General features: G+C 43.5%; 37 protein-coding genes and 1 pseudogene. 30 read left to right on the top strand and 8 right to left on the bottom strand.

Annotated features, from left to right (window positions below; genetic code table 11):
• Positions 1–3 precede the first annotated feature (3 nt).
• The 21 genes from MH117_RS24605 to MH117_RS24510 all read left to right on the top strand — a co-directional run bounded on the left by MH117_RS24605 (position 4) and on the right by MH117_RS24510 (position 13,456).
• Positions 4–1,224 carry a phage major capsid protein gene (locus tag MH117_RS24605; RefSeq protein WP_239333500.1) on the top strand — a complete coding sequence of 407 codons (1,221 nt, stop codon included), beginning with the start codon at positions 4–6 and terminating at the stop codon, positions 1,222–1,224.
• A 60-nt stretch (positions 1,225–1,284) separates the two neighbouring features.
• Complete coding sequence (locus MH117_RS24600) at positions 1,285–1,545, top strand: head-tail connector protein (protein WP_239333498.1); 261 nt, start codon at positions 1,285–1,287, stop codon at positions 1,543–1,545.
• A gap of 1 nt (position 1,546) precedes the next feature.
• Complete coding sequence (locus tag MH117_RS24595; protein ID WP_239333496.1) at positions 1,547–1,876, top strand: head-tail adaptor protein; 330 nt, start codon at positions 1,547–1,549, stop codon at positions 1,874–1,876.
• A complete protein-coding gene (locus tag MH117_RS24590) occupies positions 1,873–2,301 on the top strand; it encodes an HK97 gp10 family phage protein (RefSeq protein WP_239333494.1) in 429 nt (142 codons plus the stop codon). The genes MH117_RS24595 and MH117_RS24590 overlap by 4 nt, the downstream gene beginning before the upstream one ends.
• Complete coding sequence (locus tag MH117_RS24585) at positions 2,302–2,739, top strand: phage tail terminator family protein (RefSeq protein ID WP_239333493.1); 438 nt, start codon at positions 2,302–2,304, stop codon at positions 2,737–2,739.
• Positions 2,740–2,744: 5 nt separating this feature from the next.
• On the top strand, positions 2,745–3,824 hold the full coding sequence (locus MH117_RS24580) for a phage tail sheath C-terminal domain-containing protein (protein WP_239333491.1): 1,080 nt from the start codon (positions 2,745–2,747) through the stop codon (positions 3,822–3,824).
• Positions 3,825–3,836: 12 nt separating this feature from the next.
• Positions 3,837–4,262: a phage tail tube protein gene (locus MH117_RS24575; RefSeq protein WP_239333489.1), complete on the top strand. Its 426-nt coding sequence runs from the start codon at positions 3,837–3,839 to the stop codon at positions 4,260–4,262.
• Between the two features lie 48 nt (positions 4,263–4,310).
• On the top strand, positions 4,311–4,700 hold the full coding sequence (locus MH117_RS24570; protein ID WP_239333487.1) for a hypothetical protein: 390 nt from the start codon (positions 4,311–4,313) through the stop codon (positions 4,698–4,700).
• Between the two features lie 38 nt (positions 4,701–4,738).
• Entirely contained in the window at positions 4,739–4,867 is a 129-nt protein-coding gene (locus MH117_RS26620; RefSeq protein WP_275444824.1) for a hypothetical protein, read from the top strand.
• Between the two features lie 17 nt (positions 4,868–4,884).
• Positions 4,885–5,616: a phage tail tape measure protein gene (locus tag MH117_RS24565; RefSeq protein ID WP_239333485.1), complete on the top strand. Its 732-nt coding sequence runs from the start codon at positions 4,885–4,887 to the stop codon at positions 5,614–5,616.
• Between the two features lie 348 nt (positions 5,617–5,964).
• Positions 5,965–7,170, top strand: coding sequence for a phage tail tape measure protein (locus tag MH117_RS24560; RefSeq protein WP_239333483.1), 1,206 nt, complete (start codon positions 5,965–5,967; stop codon positions 7,168–7,170).
• 12 nt (positions 7,171–7,182) lie between these two features.
• The gene (locus MH117_RS24555; RefSeq protein ID WP_239333481.1) at positions 7,183–7,593 is read left to right on the top strand and encodes a hypothetical protein; all 411 of its coding nucleotides are present in this window, start codon (positions 7,183–7,185) and stop codon (positions 7,591–7,593) included.
• Entirely contained in the window at positions 7,590–8,576 is a 987-nt protein-coding gene (locus tag MH117_RS24550) for an XkdQ/YqbQ family protein (RefSeq protein WP_239333479.1), read from the top strand. The genes MH117_RS24555 and MH117_RS24550 overlap by 4 nt, the downstream gene beginning before the upstream one ends.
• The gene (locus tag MH117_RS24545; RefSeq protein ID WP_239333477.1) at positions 8,576–8,836 is read left to right on the top strand and encodes a DUF2577 family protein; all 261 of its coding nucleotides are present in this window, start codon (positions 8,576–8,578) and stop codon (positions 8,834–8,836) included. The genes MH117_RS24550 and MH117_RS24545 overlap by 1 nt, the downstream gene beginning before the upstream one ends.
• Positions 8,836–9,276, top strand: coding sequence for a DUF2634 domain-containing protein (locus MH117_RS24540; RefSeq protein ID WP_239333475.1), 441 nt, complete (start codon positions 8,836–8,838; stop codon positions 9,274–9,276). Before MH117_RS24545 ends, MH117_RS24540 begins: the two co-directional genes overlap by 1 nt.
• The gene (locus MH117_RS24535) at positions 9,269–10,315 is read left to right on the top strand and encodes a baseplate J/gp47 family protein (protein WP_239333473.1); all 1,047 of its coding nucleotides are present in this window, start codon (positions 9,269–9,271) and stop codon (positions 10,313–10,315) included. Before MH117_RS24540 ends, MH117_RS24535 begins: the two co-directional genes overlap by 8 nt.
• The gene (locus MH117_RS24530; protein WP_239333471.1) at positions 10,308–10,841 is read left to right on the top strand and encodes a putative phage tail protein; all 534 of its coding nucleotides are present in this window, start codon (positions 10,308–10,310) and stop codon (positions 10,839–10,841) included. The genes MH117_RS24535 and MH117_RS24530 overlap by 8 nt, the downstream gene beginning before the upstream one ends.
• Entirely contained in the window at positions 10,834–12,222 is a 1,389-nt protein-coding gene (locus MH117_RS24525; protein ID WP_239333469.1) for a hypothetical protein, read from the top strand. Before MH117_RS24530 ends, MH117_RS24525 begins: the two co-directional genes overlap by 8 nt.
• A gap of 87 nt (positions 12,223–12,309) precedes the next feature.
• Complete coding sequence (locus MH117_RS24520) at positions 12,310–12,564, top strand: hemolysin XhlA family protein (RefSeq protein ID WP_239333467.1); 255 nt, start codon at positions 12,310–12,312, stop codon at positions 12,562–12,564.
• 3 nt (positions 12,565–12,567) lie between these two features.
• Positions 12,568–12,810 (top strand): hypothetical protein, encoded by a 243-nt coding sequence (locus MH117_RS24515; RefSeq protein ID WP_239333465.1) that lies wholly within the window; start codon positions 12,568–12,570, stop codon positions 12,808–12,810.
• Positions 12,800–13,456, top strand: a complete 657-nt coding sequence (locus MH117_RS24510) for an N-acetylmuramoyl-L-alanine amidase (protein ID WP_239333463.1) — start codon at positions 12,800–12,802, stop codon at positions 13,454–13,456. Before MH117_RS24515 ends, MH117_RS24510 begins: the two co-directional genes overlap by 11 nt.
• 46 nt (positions 13,457–13,502) lie before the next feature.
• Here the strand turns inward: MH117_RS24510 and MH117_RS24505 are convergent, their stop codons facing one another.
• The 5 genes from MH117_RS24505 to MH117_RS24485 form a co-directional block, all read right to left on the bottom strand.
• Entirely contained in the window at positions 13,503–13,961 is a 459-nt protein-coding gene (locus MH117_RS24505) for a hypothetical protein (protein WP_239333461.1), read from the bottom strand.
• Positions 13,962–14,011: 50 nt separating this feature from the next.
• Positions 14,012–14,215, bottom strand: coding sequence for a hypothetical protein (locus tag MH117_RS24500; protein WP_239333459.1), 204 nt, complete (start codon positions 14,213–14,215; stop codon positions 14,012–14,014).
• Positions 14,216–14,272: 57 nt separating this feature from the next.
• Positions 14,273–14,461 carry a hypothetical protein gene (locus MH117_RS24495; RefSeq protein ID WP_239333457.1) on the bottom strand — a complete coding sequence of 63 codons (189 nt, stop codon included), beginning with the start codon at positions 14,459–14,461 and terminating at the stop codon, positions 14,273–14,275.
• Between the two features lie 14 nt (positions 14,462–14,475).
• The gene (locus MH117_RS24490) at positions 14,476–14,664 is read right to left on the bottom strand and encodes a hypothetical protein (protein WP_239333455.1); all 189 of its coding nucleotides are present in this window, start codon (positions 14,662–14,664) and stop codon (positions 14,476–14,478) included.
• 204 nt (positions 14,665–14,868) lie between these two features.
• The gene (locus MH117_RS24485) at positions 14,869–15,036 is read right to left on the bottom strand and encodes a hypothetical protein (RefSeq protein ID WP_239333453.1); all 168 of its coding nucleotides are present in this window, start codon (positions 15,034–15,036) and stop codon (positions 14,869–14,871) included.
• A 108-nt stretch (positions 15,037–15,144) separates the two neighbouring features.
• On the opposite strand from MH117_RS24485, the gene MH117_RS24480 reads away from it, so the two are divergent.
• Positions 15,145–15,351, top strand: coding sequence for a helix-turn-helix domain-containing protein (locus MH117_RS24480; RefSeq protein ID WP_275444823.1), 207 nt, complete (start codon positions 15,145–15,147; stop codon positions 15,349–15,351).
• Between the two features lie 33 nt (positions 15,352–15,384).
• Here the strand turns inward: MH117_RS24480 and MH117_RS24475 are convergent, their stop codons facing one another.
• Positions 15,385–15,789: a hypothetical protein gene (locus tag MH117_RS24475; RefSeq protein ID WP_239333451.1), complete on the bottom strand. Its 405-nt coding sequence runs from the start codon at positions 15,787–15,789 to the stop codon at positions 15,385–15,387.
• Between the two features lie 224 nt (positions 15,790–16,013).
• Here MH117_RS24475 and rpsI point away from each other — a divergent pair.
• From rpsI to MH117_RS24450, 5 genes and pseudogenes are all read left to right on the top strand, one after another.
• A pseudogene (gene rpsI / locus MH117_RS24470) lies at positions 16,014–16,079 on the top strand (30S ribosomal protein S9); the annotation flags it as partial.
• 360 nt (positions 16,080–16,439) lie between these two features.
• Positions 16,440–17,132, top strand: coding sequence for a phosphoadenylyl-sulfate reductase (locus tag MH117_RS24465; protein WP_239333449.1), 693 nt, complete (start codon positions 16,440–16,442; stop codon positions 17,130–17,132).
• A 27-nt stretch (positions 17,133–17,159) separates the two neighbouring features.
• Entirely contained in the window at positions 17,160–18,338 is a 1,179-nt protein-coding gene (sat, locus tag MH117_RS24460; protein WP_239333447.1) for a sulfate adenylyltransferase, read from the top strand.
• 90 nt (positions 18,339–18,428) lie between these two features.
• Positions 18,429–19,226 (top strand): N-acetylmuramoyl-L-alanine amidase CwlD, encoded by a 798-nt coding sequence (gene cwlD, locus MH117_RS24455; protein ID WP_239333445.1) that lies wholly within the window; start codon positions 18,429–18,431, stop codon positions 19,224–19,226.
• A 70-nt stretch (positions 19,227–19,296) separates the two neighbouring features.
• The gene (locus MH117_RS24450; protein WP_239333443.1) at positions 19,297–20,424 is read left to right on the top strand and encodes an Mrp/NBP35 family ATP-binding protein; all 1,128 of its coding nucleotides are present in this window, start codon (positions 19,297–19,299) and stop codon (positions 20,422–20,424) included.
• Positions 20,425–20,513: 89 nt separating this feature from the next.
• On the opposite strand, the gene gerD is transcribed toward MH117_RS24450, so the two are convergent.
• Entirely contained in the window at positions 20,514–21,188 is a 675-nt protein-coding gene (gene gerD / locus MH117_RS24445; protein WP_239333441.1) for a spore germination lipoprotein GerD, read from the bottom strand.
• Positions 21,189–21,378: 190 nt separating this feature from the next.
• Here gerD and MH117_RS24440 point away from each other — a divergent pair, with 190 nt between their 5' ends.
• Positions 21,379–21,939 (top strand): KinB-signaling pathway activation protein, encoded by a 561-nt coding sequence (locus MH117_RS24440; RefSeq protein ID WP_239333439.1) that lies wholly within the window; start codon positions 21,379–21,381, stop codon positions 21,937–21,939.
• A 26-nt stretch (positions 21,940–21,965) separates the two neighbouring features.
• On the opposite strand, the gene pdaB is transcribed toward MH117_RS24440, so the two are convergent.
• On the bottom strand, positions 21,966–22,730 hold the full coding sequence (pdaB, locus tag MH117_RS24435) for a polysaccharide deacetylase family sporulation protein PdaB (protein WP_239333437.1): 765 nt from the start codon (positions 22,728–22,730) through the stop codon (positions 21,966–21,968).
• 130 nt (positions 22,731–22,860) lie between these two features.
• Between pdaB and MH117_RS24430 the strand changes: the two genes are divergently transcribed.
• Positions 22,861–23,475, top strand: a complete 615-nt coding sequence (locus MH117_RS24430; RefSeq protein WP_239333435.1) for a stage II sporulation protein M — start codon at positions 22,861–22,863, stop codon at positions 23,473–23,475.
• A gap of 250 nt (positions 23,476–23,725) precedes the next feature.
• Complete coding sequence (locus MH117_RS24425) at positions 23,726–23,950, top strand: hypothetical protein (protein WP_028543547.1); 225 nt, start codon at positions 23,726–23,728, stop codon at positions 23,948–23,950.
• The last annotated feature ends 394 nt before the right edge of the window (positions 23,951–24,344 follow it).

Here is a 24,344-nt window from a genome sequence, read left to right as displayed (position 1 = left end):
ATTATGAAATTAACACAGAAGCAAGCAGCAGAATTGAAACGCGAAAAATCAGAGCTTGAGCAAAAAAGGTTAGCACTTAAAGAAAAGGCTAAAAACCATCGCAGCATGTCAAAGGAGGATATGAATGCGGCAGCCGATGAATTACGAAGTTTATCGGAGCGAATCGACGAAATAAACGAGGAATTAGTTGATGCGCCAGAGCCTAATCACCGAGGGGGATTGCACCAAATGAAGACCAATGAACTTACACAAGAGAACTTCCGCAGTTCTACCCAATATCGTGACGCATTCTTCCGCAGTTACATCAATCGCGCCGTCTCTACGGATGATGCCGAAGTCATGGAAATGGGTAAGAGATCAATTACAGACATGAATGGTGGCAGCGTCACAAGTGGCGCTGCTTTTTTAGTGCCACAAACTACGCTAGATGTAATTAAATCTGTTATATCAAAGTACGGCCAACTATACGCAGCAGTTACAAAATACGGATTCACTGGCGATGTAGCTTTACCAGTGGGAACGGCTGGTGCTCCTGAGATCAATCCCGATGGTACGGTTAAGTTAAACTTTTCTTTTACCGAGGCTAGGATTGGTCAGTCAGCGATTGTCGCAACTATTAAAATAAAGAACTTACTACTCAAAAACAGTATCTCAGCACTTGAAAATTATTTAGCAACTGAAATGGGGAAATACCTTGGCGTGTATTTGGATAACGCTGTGCTGAATGGCGATGGGGTAGATGGATCTTTTAAAGGGATTATTCCATCTATCACCGCTGCACCATCTGCCAAGAAAACTTATACAGAAATGAATTGGGGTAAACTCATGGACATTGAAGGAGAAGTTGATAGCCCATATGGTGACGAAGGCATTTTTATCATGCGTCGTAAAACCTTCTTCAATCGTTTTCGGAAAATGACGGATGCCGCAGGTTTGCCGATCACAACTTCAATCCCTGTAATTACAGGGAACGGAAAGACTCAGTTTGTACTAGATGGACATACGGTCATCTTTACGACGGCAATGGTGGAAGACGATATTTTGTTTGGTGACATTAATCAATATATCGTAAATGAGTCGCAGGAAATCGTTATAGAATCTTCTAGTGTTGGAGACGATACATTCGGTAAAGACGAAACCATGTGGCGAGGAAAGGTTTACAGTGGTGGTACTCCTATGTTTGCGAAAGAGACATTTACCTATTGGGGATTCACTACGAAATAATCAACCGGAGGGACTAACAATGTGTTAGTCCCTTTTTATTCATCCAGAAGGGAGCGCATTGTGGAGCCTACAATATCAGAAGTAAAAGAATATTTGCGTATCGAGGGCGATGATGACGATTTAACGCTTTCACTATTGATGGAGGCTGCAAAAGAAAGTCTTAGTAAGTCTGGGGTTGCCGTGACTACAGGAGCGTTATATAAACTTGCTGTAATCCTACACGTCGCGATGCATTATGAAAACCGCAACCCTAACGATAAGTTGGATGGGTACAACGACGTTTTTAATCATATCATTCCCAAATTGAAAGAAGGTTTTTAGTATGGATGCTGGTAAGATGCGGCATCGTATGGAGTTGTGGGGGAATGTCGATTCTATTAATGAGTTATTAGAAACTTCTATTAAACCAAAAAGAATGCGTGACGTATGGTGCGAAATCATACCCCAAACAGGTACGATGCAACGTGCTCAAGCTGACACAATCATTAGCAAATGTACTCATAAAATCAAAATGCGCTATGGATCGGGCAAAGACATTAAACCTGATATGTGGCTCCAATTTGGAGTGCAGCGTTTTGATATCAAATATATCCTTAACCCGTATTTTCGTAATGAATCGCTTGAAATCTTTGTTGAAGAGGTGGTTGGATGAACCGTGACGGAATCGATTTCGGGGAGCTGGACGAACTGTCCAAGCAGCTCATGCGGACTGCATCAAAAAAATATCCACGCGAAACACGGAAATTTCTGAGGGATCAAGGTACTAAGCTGAAAAGAGCAACAACGAAGAAAGCCAAGCAGAAGGTTAAAAAAAAGACAGGCTTTTACCTTAAAGGAATCAAGCGGGGCAAGGTCTACAAATTTGCAGGGCAAGACACCAGCGTACGGGTATATAATTCTATGCCTCATAGCCACTTAATTGAGCAAGGTCATAGGATCGTCGGCAAGGATGGATCAGAACATGGATTTGAACGTGGGAAATTCATTTTTAAGCAAGCTGCCGCCGAATTTCAAGATGAGTTTACAAAAAATTGTGAGCAGTTTGTAACTGACTTGCTGGAGGAGGGGTTGGGTTAGTTGCTCTCACTTAAAGACATTGCTATAGCTATCAATAAAAAACTAAAGACTGTATTTCCTGACATCGTTATCAACTCTACAGACATTAGTGAGGGCTTCGCAAGGCCCTCTTTTTTTGTGGATTTCAACAGTAGCAAAAGGCAGCAGCAAAGCACTAGGCGCATAGACCGCAGCATTAGTTGCATCATTTACTTTTTTCCAACCGATAGATATCAACACAAAATTGAGATGTTAGAAGTACAGGAAAAACTTGAAGATGCGTTCATGGATGAGCTGGTGCTAAACGATAATGTTCGGCTGTATATGGGTGAGCTGTCAGCATCTAAGACGGATGGTGTTCTCCAGCTCAGTTTTGACATTGTTTACACTGAGATTGGTTCTAGTGATAGTGATGATGCCGCACTTGAATACATGGAAGAATTACACTACAAGGGGTGAATGCGTTGATCGGATTACCAAAGATAGAAATTACATTTAAGCAGTTGGCGCAAACAGCCATAGCGCGATCCGCACGGGGGATTGTGGCCTTGATCGTTAAGGATAAGACGGATACAACCTTCGAGGTAAAAGAGTACAAACTGGCGTCCGAAGTGGAAGCAGCCAAGTACACTATCGCCAATGCTAAGTACATCAAGGACGTATTTGAGGGTGGACCTAGCAAAGTTATTGTTGTGAGGGTCGAACCAGACAGTAAGACCGCTTCAGCAGATGCAGTGAAGGCATTGGGTTCTCGCAAATACAATTGGATTGGATTTGCGGAGGGGGCTGTTGCGGATCAACAGGCGTTAGTTGCTTATGTAAAAGAGCAAGAGACTGCCAATAAAAAGAACATCAAGGCTGTTGTATATAACACAACCAGCCCTGACAGCATGTCGGTAGTTAACTTTGTTAATGAGGATGTGACTTACCAAGATGGTAAGACAGTCACAGGTGATAAATATGTCGCTAGGCTGCTAGGCGTGTTTGCGGGTCTTCCAATGACTCAATCGGGTACGTATAAGCCATTAGCTGAGTTGTCTATCGTCAAGGAGCCGACAGACGTCGAAGCGGCTATCAATGCGGGCAAACTGGTGTTAATCAATGACGAGGATACAGTACGGATCGGAAGGGCGGTAAACTCGCTAGTAACATTAGGAAATGGTAAGTCAGAGGACATGAAAAAAATTATTGTCTGCGAGACAATTCACCTGATAAAAGAAGATATCTTTAGCACCTTTAAAAATGATTACCTGGGAAAATACAAAAACAAGTATGACAATCAGGTGCTGTTCATTAGTGCTATTAACACATATTTTGATATTTTGGCATCCGAGGATATTTTAGATCCTGAGTATGATAACAGGTGTTTTGTGGATGTGGAGACACAACGCAAGGCATGGATCGAGAGCGGCAAGGCCGAAGCCCAAGATTGGGACGACGCAAGCGTGCGAATCAAGACGTTTCGAAGTAATGTCTTTCTGGGCGGCAGCGTTAAGATTCTGGACGCCATGGAAGACTTTACGTTCACGGTCAACATGGAATAGGAGGATTAAGCTATGGCGAATAGAGGAAATGAAGTGCTGTCCGGTACGGACGGTACAGTATGGGTAAACGGCGAAGAATGGGCAGAGGTTAAGGCCCTTGAAGCTAAAGTTACAGGAGAGTTCGAGGACATTAACTTTTGCGGAGATTACAACACGTACAAGCGCTTTATGGGACGCACGGGAGAGGGGACAATAACCCTACTCAAAACAAGTAGTCGCGGCGCTAAAATCATGGCTCAAGCGTTTAAGACAGGGGTCATGCCAGAAATTAAGATCGTGACGAAGTTGACCAATAAGCAGACAGGAAAATCGGAGCGGGCCGTTATTAAAGATATTGTGTTTTCCGAGTTCAACTTAGCCAAGTTCGAAAATCGCTCGATTGTGGAAGAAGAGTTGCCGTTCACATTCTCAGATTACGACTACATTGAAATGATCTAACAAACTCATGGGGGATGGGCTGCCATCCCTCTTTATGGAGGAATAACCATGACAAAAGACAACAAGAAGTTGACCTTAGCCGACTTAGTAGCGGCCAAACTGCAAAAAGAACAAAAGCGAGAAAATAACAAAATGGATCATTATGTTGAATCGTTAGGTGGATGGATCACTATCGCACTACCAGATGAAGAAATAATCATTAAGGGGGCAGATATGCTCAAAGATGAAACGTTAGCTAGTGTGCTGGAATCTTATTCATTTCTCATCTATCATTCTGTTGCCCTGTTCCGTTCACCTGAGCTGCACGAGCAATGCGACGTTTTAGACCCTTTAGATATTGTTAAAAAACTCTTGGATGTGAAAGAACGAATCAAAATCGGCGAGTTAATTATGGGTATGTCGAACATGGACAAATTCGAGGACAACATAAAAAACTAATCAAGCGTGATCCGGACATGCAGCTCATACAATTCTGGATGTTGCGGGGTCACGATCCTGATAAGTTGTCGAACCTAACAGCGATTGAGAAATTAACCTATAGGCTCTTTATGGAACGTCACTATGAAGAAGAGGCCGCAAGATATGCGGCTATGTTCCAGAAATAAGGAGGGGGGAGGAACGATTGGCACGTGTTGTACACACCATATTGCAGCTTCGCGACCGATTTACCGCAGGGCTAAGACGAGCAGCGGGACAGACCGAAGAAACGCAAAGGCAAGTGCGAATATTAGATAACCGTGTTCGCAATTTTAGGCAAACGGCGGTTAGCGGGTTTGCTTCTGCTGCTAAATCAGCGGCGGGGTTGGCAGTAGGATTTGGGGCGCTTGCGGGAACGGCTGTTGGCCTGTCTGCTGGTATAGACTTTGTTAAAGGCATGGATGCTTCGCTCGCCTCATTAAAAGCGACGACCGGAGCAACAGACGGTGCAATCGCAGTGATGAAGAAGGATTTAGAAAGCTTATACGCGCAAAATATTGGTGAAAGTTGGTCGGATTTAGCGGCATCCATGTCTACGGCAAAGCAGGTCACAGGACAAACAGGAGCGGCCCTGAGAGAGACGACGAAGCAAGCAGCCGTGTATAAGGATGTGTTTGGCGAAGAGGTATCACAGTCCATCAAGGCTGCTGACACGATGATGCGTAACTTTGGTATTACCTCTGCTCAATCTTACAACTTGCTTGTCCAAGGAGCGCAAAAGGGACTGAATAAATCAGATGAATTGATAGATTCAGCGAATGAATATGCCCCTCACTTTGCGACACTTGGCTTTAGTGCGAATCAGATGTTTGATACATTTAGCTCAGGCCTTGAGGCCGGGGCCTTCAACCTTTTAATCAGGGCTTTATGGCGGTGACGCCATATCGAAACCTCTCTAATTCATGGGAAACCCTAACGTCAAGACGAGGGCAATCATGAGCGAAGCCCGTTTTTTTTTACGGGAACGTGCAACGACTATCGGTGAAACACCGAGTACACGCAAGCGCGTGGAAATGGGAGGGGACTCGATTGAGTCTTTGATATAGTCTGAACGTCCATGGAGACATGGAGCTGCCTTAATAAAAGGCGGGCAGGGATTAGCGAACCTTGCCGAACAATTTGTGATAAAGTCGGGGACGCAATTAAGGAGTTCAATATCCGATCCAAGGATATGTCTGCTACGTCCGTTGACGCATATAAAGCATTAGGCTTTAACGCAGAAAAAATGTCTCAAACATTCGCTAATGGTGGCCCAAAGGCGCAAGCGGCTTTCAAACAGATTGTACAATCTATCTCAAGTATTAAAGATCCCGTACAAAAAAACGCTATAGGCGTTGGCTTGTTTGGCACCCAGTTTGAGGATTTGGAAAAAGACGTTGTAAAAGCAATGGGCAACGCCAGGTCTCAATTTGATATGTCAAAGGATTCAATAAACGAAATAGCTAATGCCAAATATAGCGACATTGGTTCTGCATTTAGGGGAATCAAGCGGGATATCGAAGTCGGTTTGTTCATGCCATTGTCTGAGAAGGCTTTACCAAAAGTTAATGAATTTGCGTCATGGGTCAAGACTAATATGCCGAACATAAGAGCAAAAATTGAGGATGCCTTTAGCTTTGGGAAAAAAGTAATAGATAAATTTGCCGAGGCAATCCAAGTTGCTAAGGATAATGCCAATTGGTTGATACCTGTCGTCGCAGGTCTCACAACGGCGTTTGTAGCGCAAAAAGTAGTTGGTGTGGTATCAGGACTATATAAAGCCTGGTCAGCAGCTACAACGGGACTTACATTGGCTCAGACGCTGCTTAATGTTGCGATGTCTGCAAGTCCATTCGGTTGGATTGCGATTGCGATTGGAGCTGTAGTTGGCGCAGGAGTGCTTCTATGGAAAAATTGGGACACAGTTAAAGCCAAGGCGTCCGAGTTATGGACATGGCTTACGGGCATATGGACAAACATCAGGACAGCAACAATTAATGCCTTTAGCGGCATAGGGGAAAAGGTGAGAGGATCATTTACTAGTATCGTAGGCTTTATCAAAACGCCCATTAATGCCGTCATTAACATGATCAATAAAGTAATTGACGGACTCAACAGTATCAGCTTTGAAGTGCCTGACTGGATGCCTGAATGGGCTGGTGGCGGTCAAACCTTTGGTGTTTCCATCCCTAAGATTCCTGCCTTTAAAACCGGAACGGGTTACTTCAAAGGCGGACTTGCCCGCACGGACGAACATGGGGGCGAAATTAAAGAGTTTCCTAACGGGACGAAGGTTATCCCTCATGATCTATCCAAGCGTATGTTAAGCGGTCAAGGCGGTATTATCGTTAACGTGACAGTGCAGGGCAATGTGATAGGTAATGAGCAGTTTGCTAACCAGATGGGCGACCACATTGTCCGTAAACTGACATTGGCGTTAGGCAATCAGTAAGGAGGGGTTGACATGGACATTGTATTTGGTGCTAACAATATGCGGGAGAGGCTGACATTGCCCATTATTCCACCAGATTTTGCGTTTAGCATTCCCAGGCTAAACGAAGAATTTGACACGATTAACGGGCCGTTAAACCTGATTGGGATGCGCGGATTGAAAACACTAACGATATCCACTTTTTTTCCCAATCGGAAATACAAGTTTGCAAAGGTTCAAAAGAACGGTTGGGACTGTGTTCGGCTTTTTAACAAATGGGCTAATAATCGCGTCCCCATTCGGATCATCGTTACGGACAACAAGTCGAATGAGATTTTGAATATGGCCTGTACTATCGAAAAATTTGAATATGGAATGGATCGGGCTGGAGACATTCCATATACGCTAGAAATCAAAGAATTTATTATCCCGAAGGTGACATGATGCACGAACTATATCTGATAAAGGGTAAAACCCAAAAGAACATTACACAGCTCGTGGGCAACCTTTCCTGGTCAAGTAATATTGATGCGCTTGGCGTGGAACTTAGTTTTGACTACGCTTATAACGATTCGCAGCATTTTGCCAAGCGCGATATTTTAGAAATGGGCGCTCATATTGTCTTGTCCAACAGTGGTAAGGTAATCAGCCATTTTGTGATTGTTAGTGAGAGTGTATCCGGTCGGTTCGGCAAGTCTTATACTTGTTTTGATTACGCATGGTATCTAAATAAAAATGAGACGGTAATACAGTTCAAGAAAGCTTCTGCTAGTCAAGCAATTCAGAAGCTACTTGACAAGTTCGGAGTTAAGCATAAAATTGCTCCAATTAAGACAGCCATAACTAAGATTTACAAAGACATGACGGTAAGTGACATTATTAAAGACATTTTAGAGCAAGCGACACAAGAGACTAAACACAAGTACCGGATTGAGATGGATAAGGACATATTAACTATTAATAAGATGGCCGATCTTGTCATTAATCCCAAAGTGCGATTAAGCGCTAACACGCCATTAGTACCGATCACTTCCATGATTTCCAGTCCAAGCCGATCAAGAAGCATAGAGGAAATGAAAAATAACATTCTTATTGTAAGTAGCAATGAGGAATCCAGTAAAGTATTAGCTTCCATTAAGTCCGCATCCAGTATAGCCCGTTACGGCCAATTGACCGAAGTAGTGTCAGTGGACGAGAAAAACGAAGCGCAGGCCCGTAATATCGCCAGCAATATTCTGTCTGAACTAAACCGTATCACTGAGGATGTTTCTATTGAGCTGCTAGGGCATGATGATGTTCGAGCGGGGCGCATATTGGTTGTAGATGAGCCTATCACTGGAATAAAAGGACGTTACGTCATTAAATCTGCTAATCATAGTGTATCAAATGGTATACACAAGGTTTCAGTGGATTTGGAGGCGGTGTAATGGAAAATTGGGAAGTTGAATTAGCAAAAATATTCAGGGATCGAGACAACAAAAAGTCGATGGACATAACGGCAGCCGTTATTATTGATCCAATGCCTAACATGCGTATTGGTCTGGGGGAAGAGATTATATTGGACACGGAACATCTTATTATAGCTAATCGTGTTCACAGCCTAGCCTTACGACGGGGTGACCAAGTAATCCTTATGCCGACATCGAACGAGCAAGTTTATTATGTAATTGACAAGGTGGGGGTTTGATGTTCCCTGTAAATGATTATGAACAAGAGGACACAGCAGCCGTTGCGCCAGCAATGGGGAAAGTGTTCCTTTTTGATTTTAAAGAGAAGCGTCATGTCGTCCAAGACGGAAAGCCCGTTGAAGCCACATATGAACAGGCTATACAGCAATGGCTTACTATGCTGCTTATCACGGACTTGGACAAGTACGCAATTTATCAGGACACTGGTTTTGGCATGACATTCCGCGAATTTATAGGCAGCCGTGATTTGCCTGTTGGTGTCGTGGTAAGCGAAGTTAAGCGGCAGCTTGAAGAACAGGCCATACGCCACCCTGAAATCGAGAGCTTGAGCAACTTTTCAATGACGCGAGATAACAATGTGGCTCATATGTCCTTTGATGTAGAGACAAAGCGAGGGGTCTTCACAGGATTTGAAAATGAGGTGAAATACAGTGGATGAGATCCTAACTCTCCTGCTTGATCACATTGACAACCAATATGACAAGACAGAGGGCTATTTAGTTCATGACATTTTAAAGGCTGTAGCTATATTGCTGACGGCGTTGGATGTCAAAGTAACTGATGTGGAACAAATGCTAAATGTTGATAATCTTACAGGTCAACTGCTGGAGCAGTTTGTTAGCCAGCGCAAAGGTATCAAGCGCACTCCTGCAACATTTGCAACTGGTAAATTGCTTGTCACAGGAACGGGAATGGTCAATGTGGGTGATCTGTTTGAAACAAAGAGCGGTGTGCAGTTTGAGGCGACAGAAAGCAAGTCAATCACAAACAGCAGCCTTGTCTTCATCAAGTGCAAGCTGAAAGGAATAGTCGGAAACATACCTGCAAATCAGATAACACAGATGCCTATAACATTGCCTGGCATTACGGCCGTGACCAATCCAGCAGCCACGGGAGGTGGCTACGAAGCAGAGTCCGATGCAAGCATTAAAGAGCGATATTACATTGCCATGCAGACGCCGCCAACAAGCGGCAACGTCTATCATTACTTGCAATGGGCTAAGGAGGTTCCAGGCGTTGGTGACGCCAAGGTATTTCCCTTGGATCGCGGTGAAGGAACAGTAGAAGTTGTTATCATTGACCAACTTGACTTGCCAGCTACACCCGCACTTGTATTAGCGGTGCAAGAGCATATTGATCCTGATAGCAAAGGGCTAGGTTATGGCGAAGCTCCTATAGGGGCCAAGTGCTACGTTGTGGCAGCCGAGGGATTGCCATTGAACATAAATGTCACAGTTGTTAAGTCACCAGGCTATGAGGATACAGCGATTATCAATAACATTAAATTGTCTATCAATAACTACCTAACTAGCATTGCGTTTGTTAGTGACTATGTGAGCTTCGCGAAGATAGGGGAAGCGATTATCAATAGCGAGGGCGTCGAGGACTACGACAAGTTGCTGATAAACGGCAGCACATCTAACGTTGATGTAGGGCCTAAGCAGGTGGCCGTATTAGGTGGTGTAATGCTTGCGTAGTGTCAAAGTCAATATGCATAAGATTATGAGACAAGACCCACTTGTTAATGCCCTAAGTGGGTCTATTGATGTTTCCTTGAAAAATATGGACGGGAGGATAGACAACTTTGTCAAGCAGCTTGATATTGATACTGCGACGTGGGCGTTAGTGGTCTATGAAAGAGAGTTAGGTATTTCACTCGATCCTACAAAACCACTGGATCAACGTCGCAGCCTGGTCAAGTCCAAGCTGCGCGGCAGCGGAACGGTAGGAGCTGCACAAATTAAATTAGTTGCTGACTCATATACACATGGCGATGTGGAAGTGACACTTGATAAAGGCATAGTAATTGAGTTTAGAAGCATCTATGGAATACCTCCTAACTTGGAGGATCTAAAAACCGTTATTCGCCAAATCGCGCCCGCTCACCTAAGTGTTAGGTACGTGATTAAATATACAATGCACAAGGATTTAAAAGGGTTAACGCACATGAAATTGAGTGCCTTTACGCACGATCAAATAAGAGGAGGTAAGGCCAATGCCTGAATTTACACCAAACCTTAATTTAGCCAAGCCACAAGCTAGTGAGTATTACGACATTGATATTACAAATCAAAACTTGGATAAAATCGATACCGCCGTCAAGGAGTTGCATGACAATACTGCCAAAAATGCAGACGTACAGAATCATGTTAACGACCATTTAGCCCATACCATATATGGATTGACCGGAGGCACAGGAGCAGCCTATACACTTAACCCTACCCCTGCCGTCGTGCAATATAAGGACGGACTGCCGATTGCTATAAAGATACACCTTGCCAACACAGGACCATGTACGATTAATATCAGCGGTCTAGGGGCAATTGCAATAAAACGTGCTGGCGGGGCCGATTTGCCAGCAAACTATCTGAAAAAGGATGCTATATACAACCTACGTCATAATGGCACAAATTTTATATTGTCGGGTGAAGGGGGTGAATACGGAGTTGTAGAACCGTGGCAAGTATTGCAAGGTGTTCCATTTGGAACAAGTGACGGTATTAAGCACGGCGAGATGCGCGACCACAGCGAACTGGAACTCGCTTATGTATACCCTCCTTTGGCAGATGGCGTACCAGTTGTAGGCGTTAACCCCGGGGCGTATGTTAGACCAGATGCTGACGGTAAGCACAAGGTTACGCTACATCAACCACACTGCGTTCCATACAACATCATTGAGGGCACTACCATCATGGAGGTTAACGGTGCAGCCAAACGCGCGGCAGGTAACATACAACCGTCTGGTGTACTCTCGGGGTTCACTTTCAGCAATGAGGCAGGCGGGCCGTATGCCGGGACTATGCCTAACCGTAGTGTAGAAAATCACCACTCGCCTGCGGCCTCCTTCACTGTATGGCCCGGGGATAGAGTCTTTTTAATGCCGCACGAAGGGTACTATAACAACTCTTGGGTTACAACACCTGCACCTGGCTTCAAGCCGGAGAACATCAGAGCAGGTGTTGATATCATGGGCATCACTGGGACTATGCCGCAAGGCCTAGATGCTGTGTGGGCTACCGAAATAGCTGTTCCTGAGACAGAATGGCGTAAAGACATTCCGATGATGATTCAGATACCCGCGCACATTAATGCTAAGAGAGCCCTATTTACGTGGAAATGTTACTTTGATGGAGGGATGCAGGACTACTACTTTACAGTTAACTCCGGCACGAGTATGTCCTTCCGCGGACAAGGTGGCATAGGGCAAATATGGGTGTCCTGTTGGCTAACTGACCTGAATGGTGTTACCCCTCCTGCGGGGGTAAGACCTTCGTTCATCCGACTAAATTACTCAACCTCAGATTATGCGCATAGAGCGTGGAGCCTGTATTCCAAAATAAACGTTCTCTTTCTAGGGGCGAACGGGGATTTACCAAACTGGTAATACATCGGAAACCGCAACAAAGCAAATTAAAACAGTAAGCACCGCCATATGGTAGGTGCTATTTTTATGCCTAAAAGGGGGAGACATATGGATGCACAGACACAGATGCTTACGGACATTCGCGAGCGCATTGTACGAGTTGAGACAAAGTTGGACTCTATGACGGATGTTCGAGATGTGGCAGACGAGGCCAAAGAAATAGCAAATAAGGCATTAGAGTCCACACGATCAGCACACCACCGCCTAGATAAGATCGACAAGACAATATTCTGGCTTGGCACGACCGTAATAGGTGCGGTCATTATGGGAGTAATCAAGCTTGCTATGGATGGGAGGGCGTAACATATGGAAGTGATCTCTAACGATATCATGACGTTGGCGGCACTCGTGGCTGCCTATGTAGGAGTAGCGCGGGGCTTTGGATTAAAAGACAAATGGACTCATATAACGGCGCTCTTTGTAGCAGCCGTTTTTATTTTGGTTCCTGATTATATTCAGCAGCAGCTCATTACCATATCGGTAGTGGGGCTGTCTGCAACCGGAGCATATCAATTTACAAAAAAGAAGGGTGACACTAATGGAAATTAAACAACGCTTACTTCCAGATGGAAAGAAAAACAAACCAAATAAGGTCATGGCTCCAAAATATATTACACTGCACGAAACGGATAACTTCGGTGAAACTGCTACGGCAGAAGCACACAGCCGCTTTGTACTAAATGGAAGTAACGGCGCTGAAAAGTCTTGGCACTTTACTGTTGATCAAAATTCCATTTACCAGCACTTGCGGACTAACGAACAAGGTTGGCATTGCGGGGACGGATCGGGCAAAGGGAACGCATCCAGCATTGGTATAGAGATATGTGTTAATACAGGAAATGACTATGAGCGCACCTTACGTAATGTCGCAGAGCTGGTGGTATCGCTAATGGCTGCACATAAGATTCCGCTCGATAACGTTGTGGCACACAAATATTGGTCGGGCAAAAACTGTCCACAACGGTTACTCAAAAGGTGGCCTGACATTATCAAATATATCAAGCAAGCGCAGCAGCCGGACAGGCCTAGCAAACCGGATAACGCTGTTACAGTAAGTGTTGACGGCAAACCTATAAAGGATGGCTTGATAATCAATGGTGTTACTTATGTGCCTGTCCGCGCGATAGGTGAGGCGATAGGCGGAAAAATCGTATGGAACCCTGAAAAAGTCCATGTGGACATGATTACAAAGTGATATTAGTACAAAAAAAGCCGCAGGGTGCTTCCCTAGCGGCTTTTTCTCATTTAATGCCTGAAAATATATCTCTTTCTTCTTTTTCTTCATCCTCGTCATCATCTGCAGGAACATCGTGATCATATCTAAATCTGTGCATAGCGTCTTTCAATGCTTTGAGTTGATCCTCATAAAACGATCTTTGGTCTTCTAATCTATCATTTTGAAAACTGGATTTTGCTGTGCTTGCGAGTTGCCTCAAAGCGTGTAAAACCAACGATGTGTACTCTCCGTCTGTTAGATTACTCTTATCATTTAACAGATGCCAGTTCAAATGTTTATCCTTCACGTCAGCCGCCCAGTGGAAGGTAACTGTCAGATGTGATAAATTCATAGCTTCAATTTGGTTTAACAAATCATCATTGCCTATTTCTGACCTTATCAATTCCCGTTTCGATCCATCGTCCGCCACCAAAAAAGCAACCAACTTGCTTCCATAACGGTTCTCATAAACATCAATTTCCATTTTCTTCACTCCTTCGCTATTCACTTTAAATCTATCCATAGCCTTAAATTTTATTTGAACAGCTTCTTTATCACTTTAAATATATCAAACGTGGTCTTGTTATATACCTTGTTATACGCTGCTTTTTTAGGGTTTCTCAGCCATCCATATCCCTTGGGCATCTTTAGCCCCATGCGGTGTACGAGCTGCCGTTTTAGGCTTGTACGTGCTGATATTCGTCTTTTCAAACTAGGCTTACGCATGCCAAATTTCATGCCAAGCACCTCCATATCCAAAGTTTAACATGGAGGTGCTGCATTGACGATGATATTTTAAACACTCATAAGCTCAAGCTTGCCATTTGTCTTATTAAATGCAAATGTGTACACGGCTGCAATTGCATCGCCTTTAATGTACCTGGCGTCGGCCTTACAATGCGGGCAGTCTCGATCCACCCAAGGTACAAGGTAAAAGCCTTTGCCGCAGCAGCCACATAACGCATGCTGGACGATTATTTCCATAAGATCAATTCCTCCTATGCAGGTAGGCTCAAGCCTAAGTTAATTAGTTCATTGCTGGATTGTTCGACAACGAACTGTATTAAGGCTTCTTCTGCATCCAAAAGATTCTCTTCTAATGCCTCAAGTTCATTCATGTTCTGCTGGTCTATTGCAGCATCCCACGCCGCCTTAGCCGCGATATAGTCAACTTGTATCTGATTCATGCGCCCTCCTTGGAGGGGCCGAAGCCCCTCACTTGCTTATGATTAACCCTAATATGCAAAGGCCGAGGGCTATTGTTATGAGATTTAGTGACAAGGTTACTTTTTGCAACTTGCTCATGCTTAACCCCTCCTTGACTGTGATATACTATTTAGTGAGACGACCGATCAGACTACCCACCCCCGTAGGGGTGAGTAGCTTGCTTATCACTTTTCCTTTAAGAGGATGATGATAAGATTTGTCATTGTGACCAGTAAGTTAATTAATGCTGTGGTGAGCTGGATTAACTCTTTGGTCTTTGATCGGTCGTCTTTTTGCTGTGGTTCTTGTGGTGGTCTGGGTTGCGGTCGATATCGTTTGCGACGCTTTGCCATCGTGTTCACCCCCTTTCCATATATTCATTATACGATATCGTATACAAACAGTCAATCGGATTGTTAAATATTATTCGATATCGTATAATTACTTTGGAGGTGGTTGGGTTGATAGTAATTCCAAGGTTAGGAGAAATATTGTCAGAACGAGGTATGACACAAATGGAATTATCTGATTTAAGCGGCGTCCCGCAGGGTTCCATATCTCGATTTGATAAGAACAGCCGTCATGATGATGTGCATTTGTTTGCGATCGCAAGAGCACTAGGAGTAACAATAGAAAGCTTATTTAAGGTCAAAGAGCCGCAGGAGTAAACCCCGAGGCTCTTTCTTTATATTTATAAAAGATTAGATAAGAGAGGAAAGCTTTGCATATTCATCTTTATTTGCTCGAAGAAAGATTTGTCTCTCTATTACATCACCGTAAGTTATGATTGCAAGTGAGTTGTCTTCTTTCCTTCCTCCAACCGCTGCTCCTGCCAGTAGTCCGATACCACCAGTCAAGACACCTCCAACGATGGCTCCAGCAGCAGCTTTTCCAGCGCTTCGTGTACCTTTCTCGTCCCACTCTAATTTAGTTATTGTTATTGGATGGTTATCTATTAATATTTCGTGATTAGAACCTCCTTGAATAACAAATACTTTTCCTGGCTTAATCTCTGGGTGTCCCCCTAAGTAATCAATAAACATACTTTTTTGTTGTCGCTGTTTTACAACGTTCACATCATCTTTCAACTTTTTCCAGAAGCCCATATGTCAAAACCTCCACAATTTGTTTAAGTGTATTATATAATAATTGAACATATGTGGGCTCGCTAACTTATAAAAAAATAAGCCCCGAATTTCTTCAGGGCTTAACGTTATCATTTGACCATATTTTTGACCATATTATAAAGTGAAACAATGTTAAATTATGCGAAGGTAAAAATAAAGACTTCCTATTATATAACGCATTTATTAACCTACATTAACGGTCGATGAAAGAGCGTAAGAAATACGGTCTTAAAGCAGCTCGTCGCGCGCCACAATTCTCGAAACGTTAATCCCTTATCAATCAGGGATTTCAGCCTCGGACCTATCGGTCCGGGGTTTTTTATTTTATAAGGCTTATTTTTATGAAACGACTTATGAAATATTCAACATGATGTTCCCCATAAAAACATAGATACATACGCTTAATGAGCCTTTTTCCTGAAATGGAAGGGGGCTTTTTTTCTTTTCGCAAGTATCATCTATAATTTCCTCGTGTATTTCTTTAATCCAAACACCTTAGGCCCAAATAGTGAATATACTTCTAACCAAAATGAAAAAAATGAATTGACATTTAGAGCCAAACTGAATAATCTATAAAGTAGATAAAACACACCTAAATAGTAGGAATATAAATTGGAGGATGCGGTATCATGAATCTATTGGAGAAAGAAGCGTTAATTGCGGAAAAGGCCGTGCAATTTGAACCGGCTTCTGCTGAAGAAGTGATTGCATGGGCGGTACAAACCTTTCCTAATCTTACGTTTGCATGCAGCTTCGGTGCAGAAGATGTTGTTGTAGTTGATATGCTGCAGAAGATTAGTCCTTCAACCGATATTTTCTACCTGGATACACAGTTTCACTTTGATGAGACGTACGAGACTCGCGACCGCATATCTTCCCACTATAATTTAAATTTCGTACGTGTGGCTCCAGTACTAACCCCAGAACAGCAGGCCGAAGTACATGGTGAGGAACTTTGGAGTTCTAACCCCAATCAGTGCTGCAACATTCGCAAAGTAGATCCCTTGACTAACATTTTAAGCAAATATGATGCGTGGATAACTGGTATTCGCCGTGATCAAGCACCCACACGCGCTAATTCCAAAAAGGTCGAATACGATACCAAGTTTGGACTCGTAAAATTCAACCCGCTGGCAGCTTGGACATGGGACGATGTATGGGCTTATATTCGGGCCAATAATCTTATTTACAATCCACTACATGATCGTAATTTTCCGAGTATAGGCTGCATACACTGCACTCGTCCTGTAATGGATGGGGAAGATCCTCGAGCAGGAAGATGGGCAGGTACAGGAAAAGTCGAGTGTGGTCTTCATAAGTAAGCATTGAGTGATTAGGAGGAACATGTAATGACGGCATGGGCAATACCGCCACACGGTGGTCAACTGATTAATCGTCTTGTCGAAGGCGAGGCTCGAGAACAATTGCGATCAGATTTGACAGGAGCGCCTGTTATTAAAATTAATCGCTGGGCGCTATCGGATCTTGACCTAATTGGTGTAGGCGCATTCTCACCATTAACAGGCTTTATGAACGAAGAGGATTACAATCGTGTAGTGTCTGAGATGCGATTGGCTAACGGTACGGTGTGGAGCATTCCAATTACGCTTGCAGTAGCGCCTGCGACCGTAAAGGAATTGGAAGTCGGCAAATTGGCTGCGCTTGTAGGCGAAGAGGATAATGTATTGTATGGCTCGATAGTAGTGGAGTCTATCTATGGGATTGATCCTTTTCACGAAGCAATTAATGTATTTAAGACCTCTGATATTGCACATCCAGGTGTACAGAAGTTGTTGGATCGTCCAACTACTTATGTTGGCGGGAGTATTCAATTAATTGAGCGTCCGAAGCCAGAGCGTTTTCAGGACTACTATTATGACCCATCTGAGACAAGAATATTATTTGCAGAGAGAGGCTGGCGTACAGTTGTAGGTTTCCAGACCCGAAATCCTGTTCACCGCGCACACGAATACATTCAAAAGAGTGCGATGGAAATAGTGGACGCTTTGTTCTTGAATCCATTAGTAGGGGAGACCAAGTCTGATGATGTGCCGGCTGATGTGCGCATGCGAAGTTACTTGGCACTGATTGACGGTTATTATCCCTCGGATCGGGTATTTTTAGGTGTCTTTCCAGCAGCTATGCGTTATGCAGGACCGAGAGAGGCTATCTTCCATGCTATTGTACGGAAAAATTATGGATGTACACACTTTATCGTTGGACGAGATCATGCAGGTGTAGGCGACTATTATGGTACTTATGAAGCACAAGAAATTTTCCGTCGTTTTGAAGCCAAAGAGCTAGGAATTACACCGTTATTTTTCGAACATAGCTTCTTTTGTAAAGCGTGTGGCAACATGGCTTCAAGCAAGACTTGCCCACATCCTAAGGAACAGCACCTCACGTTGTCTGGGACGAAGGTAAGAGCGATGCTGCGTGATGGTGTATGCCCGCCGCCTGAGTTCTCCCGTCCTGAAGTCGCTCGGATTTTAATTGAAGGGATGACCGAGCCAACGGTTCGCGTATAATTAAATAAGCTTGGCAGGACATGCGTATATTTGTCCACCTTCCCCCATATAGATGTTATAAGGTAATGGGGCGGAGGTGGACTATTTCTTATGTGGAGAACGAACAACAATAATAATGCTCGATCATCACAACGAAGACAGCGCAAAAGTCGAATTTTGTGGATACCATTAAGGCATGTCCGACAGTGGCTAATAAGCATATGTCTTGTAATCTTGGTTATTGTTATAATGACGGCTGATATGCCTGCAACACAGACCTGGACTTATTGGACGACACCGTTGTCAGGGAAAATAGTAGCTATAGATGCAGGTCACGGCGGGGCAGATGGTGGTGCAAGCAGCAAGCAAGGTGTTATTGAGAAAGATATTAATCTCGCGATAGCTCTCCAATTGAGGGATTACTTACAGCAGGCAGGGGCTGTTGTGGTTATGACTAGAGAAGGGGATTATGATCTGGCGGACAAGGATACGAAGGGATACGCCAAGCGAAAAGCGGAAGATTTAAACCGCAGAGTCCAATTTATTTCAGAGAAGCAAGCGGATTTGTTGATCAGCATACATATGAATAGTATCCCATCCAATAGATGGAGTGGTGCACAAACGTTCTATGCCAAGAGTATGCCCAACAATGAATTGCTGGCCAAGTTCATACAATTAGAAATTAGACGCAATCTGGAAAATACCGAACGTGTGGCCAAGTCGGACGATCGAAATTTATATTTGCTGCGTATGCTGAAGATTCCATCAGCTTTGGTCGAGGTAGGCTTTTTGTCGCATCCTGAGGAATCCAGGCAGCTTGCTGATGAACAGTACCAACTAAAAGTAGCTGCGTCTGTATACAAGGGCATTTTGCGTTACATGTCTGGAGAATCCGTTGGTAATGATTAACGGTGTGATATAATGGACATGTATGGAGGAAGTATAATGCTCAAGTATAGATAGAGACGAGGTGCTTCGCTTGATAACTAGGGAACAGTGTATAGACGTGCTACAAGGGATTAAAGAACCAGTAAGCGGACGTGACTTAACCGACATCCAATGGATTCGTGACATGATGATCAAGCCTGATCAAGTTTCACTGACAGCCATCGTTGCACCAGACAATGCATCTGCAGAGCAGCGTGAACAGCTCATCGAGGAGATTAAGCGCCGTGTTCATACCTTAGACGTTGCAGATGTACATGTGCGTACCAGAATTGCCTCTGAACAGGAATTATCAGCCATTGGTATTCAGGCAGCTCAGCCGGATTCTAACCAGGGAACCTCATCTGAGCGTGCTCCACAAGGTCATGGTGCAGGATTAGAGAATCTTAGTCCACTGCTTGCGGCGTCCTCTAACGTAACCTTTATTGCGATTGCTAGTGGAAAAGGCGGAGTTGGCAAGTCAACAGTTACGGTGAACTTGGCGGTAGCATTGGCGCGATTAGGGAAGAAAGTGGGCCTGATCGATGCCGATATTTACGGCTTCAGCGTCCCAGATATGATGGGAATTGAGGATAGACCAGTCATTGTGAATGAACGGGTCATTCCAATAGAGCGTTTTGGAGTCAAAGTTATGTCTATGGGTTTCTTTGTAGAAGATAACAGTCCGGTTGTATGGCGAGGTCCTATGCTTGGCAAGATGCTGCGCAACTTTTTCCAAGAGGTGGAATGGGGAGAACTGGACGTTGTGCTGCTTGACTTGCCGCCGGGTACCGGAGATGTAGCCCTCGATATTCATCAAATGCTTCCACACAGCAAGGAGATTATTGTAACTACACCACATGCAACTGCCGCATTTGTTGCAGCGCGCGCCGGTACGATGGCGATTTCAACCAAGCATGAGATTATAGGTGTTGTGGAAAATATGGCTTATCTAGAATGTGGATCTTGTGGCGAGAAAGAGTATGTATTCGGTCGCGGAGGCGGAGGAAGATTGGCAGAAGCATTGTCCACGAAGCTGCTGGCACAGATTCCATTAGGGGCGCCTGATAATCATCCTTCTGAACCTGACTTTTCACCATCCGTATATAAAGCTGATTCCAAGATAGGTGGTTTGTATTTGGAATTAGCACAGTCATTGTTAGATAATGAAGGAACCATTTAATTGTTTTAAGTAATTATGAATACGCATACTTTTAAAAGGGAGCGTGTTATCACGCTCCCTTTAGTCACCCTTTCAAATATGAGGTGAGGCTAGCTATTTTTCTTATCTTGACCGCCTTCGCTGTCCCCGCCTGACGAACCGGATTCCTCACCCGATTCACTACTTTGCCCATCACCTTTGGATTTTTCTTCTTTAGGCTGAAGCTCTTCCTTTACAACCTTAGACATAATCTCCATCACTTCAAGCTTAAACATCGGACTGTTCATGGCATCTTTCATTAAGGTCATCATTTGTTTTCGATATTCAGGTGATTTCATGGCATCCAGATAAGCCTTCATCGTGTCAGGTGACTTTAATATATCCCCAACTGACTTTTGATAGGAAGGATCTTTAATCAGCTCTTTATGAAGCTGTTTATTTTCCTTACTGATTGCTTTGGCGAATTCCCCTGCAAATTTAGGATCCTTCATCACCTGCTCAAGCACCTTATGGTAATCGGGCGATACAAGTGTATCTTTTACAGCGAGTCGTACTTGCTCCTGCTGCTGCATATTCATGGATTGCATTTGAACGTTATTGGTGGAGCCTTGCGCCTCTTGAATCGCTTTTTGCCCTTCTTCTGTTTTAAGAATATCAACGACCATCGTTTTAAGTTCCTTGTAATCCATTTGATTGCTGGAAGCCTGCTGGTCTTGGTCACAGGAGGTGACTAACAACATAAGTGCAATACCTAATAAAGTAGTACGGATGACCGCTAATCGCATAGTCATGGAACTCCTTTCTCATCTCACTTCACGCGTAGTATGGCGGAATAATTTATGAATTATGTTCGAAAGCGATAGTTTTTTTATGCGAATATTGGTAAAATAATGAACATTGCGGAGGTGGAGCCCCTTGAATCTTAGAAAATGGTCTTTCTTATTTTGGACAACCTTGTGCGTGGGGGGAGCAGTCATGTTGCTGACAGGACTGTCCATGCAATTGTTCCAGCAAGAGTTAGGTAACCTTAGAGGCCCTGTAGACGTTGTAATTAACGTGTTCCAATTGGCCATTAGCGGCTTTATGATTAGCGTATATGCACAGATGGGATTCTTTGCGTATTTGACGCTTAATTATATTGCCCTGGGTCTGTTCAAAAAAGGCTGGCAGTATATTCAAGTCGTCTTAACCGTATTTGTTCTGCTTGATGTTATGTTTTTACGCACGATGCTTGGTGAGGAACGGGATATAACCTCTGATGTAATCATTGGAGTTGCGATGCTTATTGTGGCCATTGTTGTAACCTTATTCAAAGTCAAAGGCACGAATCGCGCAGCGTTCATTCCAACCATGTTCTTTATGATTGTAGCGACGACCATTGAGACATTGTCTGCTTTAAATGTCAGCCATATGGCAACCTGGTTTGTATTTATTCCTTTAGTTTCATGTAATGCTTATCAGATTTTAATTCTGCACCGCCTTTTACGTTCAAATACCGCAAATACAGAAGTTTTACCTGTAACAGCCAAAAGCTGACGGATATCCGTCAGCTTTTTTACATATTATTGATCTTGTATCGTTTTATTTTTCATTTCTGTTTGTTGGATTAATTCGGACACGGTGACGAACTCATAGCCCTTGGCCCTTAACTGATCGATAATAGCAGGCAGTGCAAGGTGAGTCTGCTTGCTCGAGTCGCTGGCATGCATCAAAATGATGTCTCCTGGATGGGCTCTGTCAATAACACGCTTCGTAATGTTGTCCGCTCCGATGTTCTTCCAGTCCAGAGAATCTGTATCCCACTGGATAACTTTATAATTAAGCTGCTCAGCAATACGTAGCACACGTTTGTCAAAGTCTCCATTAGGCATTCGGATTAAGTTAGGCTCTTTGCCCGTAATTTCAGATAACATTTGATGTGCGGTCGAAATCTGCTTACGAATTTCATCATCATTTAAGCTGCTGTAATTAACATGCTTATGCCCATGACTACCAATTTCATAACCGGCCTCAACCATCTTCTTTACCGTATCAGTATGCGTTTTGCTCCATGGAGAAGATAAGAAGAAGGTTGCTTTTTTTAAGTCCTTCTGCTGCAGGATGTCCAAAATTGGCTGTGTACGCTTGTCTCCCCAGCTGATGTCAAACGTAAGAGCCACAACTTTCTTGTCGGTTGGAATGCTGTAAATAGCGGAAGGACTTCCTTCTGAAAAGACAGTAATATTGTCGCTTTCCACATAGACAACACCTGCCGCAAATAATGCGGCAACAATCAGGAAGAAGACGCGTTTAATTTTTTTACCGCTAAACACATAAAAAGAATTCATGCAACGTGCGCTCCTCTCGTTACGTAGCTAACGTTAGCGGCAGGCCATTGCGGGCTTGTCACGCTTGTTTAATACACTGTATGCTGAGTTAATAGAATTATGACTTACAAAAGGGAGAGGGACGAAGACCATGTTGAGCTTGCGATCGTTTTGCGCAACACTTAATGAAATCAAATGGTATATCGCATTAGCGTGCGTTTTGTTTGTTGGGGGATATTTTATTGGTCATGGTTGGAGCGGGTTAGAAACCTTTTTGAAGCAACAGCTTGAAGGGATCGGACAGATTAAAGATTCACTGTCGAATTCTTCAAACAAAGAGTTATCCTTTTTTGTGTTTATTTTTTACAATAATGCATTAAAGGCAATCTTTATCATGTTTGCAGGGATAGCCTTTGGTCTGCTACCCTTGGGTTTTTTAGTCATTAACGGTATGGTTATAGGTTTTTTGATCAGGGTTATGTCAGAAAACAACGTGGATCTCCTTACCGTTGTCGTTCGTGGATTGCTGCCACACGGCATATTAGAGATACCAGCCATCCTGATAGCGGCAGCATTTGGAATGCGATTTGGTGTTCTTGTATTGCAGCGTATGAGTAAGCGTTATCGATCCAATACAGCTAACCCAACCATTGGAATGTGGACGAAGAAGACGGCAGCGGGAGCAGTTTGGATTACTTTAGTGTTGCTGGTTGCGGCTATTATAGAAAGTACAATAACGTTCTGGTTGATGAGTGGAGCAGCTTAAGTAAATGCATTTCTAAATTACGATTTGAAACTGCATACTGGCATGTAACTATCAGATTTGCTTAGGTAGTCTTAGCAATATCTTAAAATAAGCACACACATAGTGATAAAAATCAGTAAAAATGAGCATAACAGTAAAGCGGTCCATCTTAGTCACGCATAACGAGGACAGCTCGTCATCATTGACAAAGAGAGCGGACCGCTTTTGTTCTTTTAAACGTAAGTCGAAGTTGTTAAGGGGGTTAGTAGCCATGTTGGGATTTCTATTTAATGAACAGGAATGTAAAGAGCTAGGTTATATGCTGCGCAAAGAGCTGGATGAAATGCTGTTGGATCTAGGAGATAATCGATTAGACAAAGATGTTCGCAGAGCTATCGCTGCTAGATACCGAACTGTATTTAGGATGTATGCCCGTATTGCGACACCCAAAGACTTGTCGCGCTATGCGCGCAATCACAGGTTAATTCCGATGTAGTTATCCGACTGTAGTCTGGTATTGAGAAAGTTCACTGTATGAATGTGATGGGGCAGGCAAGAAAGAGCGGGGATAACCAACTTTCAAACTTTTTTGAAAAAAGGGTTGACGTATAATATCAATTTATGATAAATTATCTTTCGTTCCCTTCTTGAGCGAACAAGCTTAAAGAAGAAACAGAAGTTGAATTGAAGAAATAAACTTAAAAAAAGTTGTTGACTTCGATTGAACAACATGATATATTATAAAAGTCGCCGCTGAACGGCGGTGAAGAAAAGAAAGTAACTTACAATTGTTCCTTGAAAACTGAACAACGAGCAACGTTGAATGAAGGACATGATCTTGATCATGAAGCGCATTGAACGGGAATGTTAAGAATCACGAGATTTATCTC

Origin of the sequence: Paenibacillus sp. ACRRX (genome assembly GCF_022346885.1) — a bacterium.
Taxonomy (GTDB): Bacteria; Bacillota; Bacilli; order Paenibacillales; family Paenibacillaceae; genus Paenibacillus_B.
Note: the sequence above shows the minus strand (reverse complement) of the source record. Positions and strands in the feature narration are given on the sequence as shown.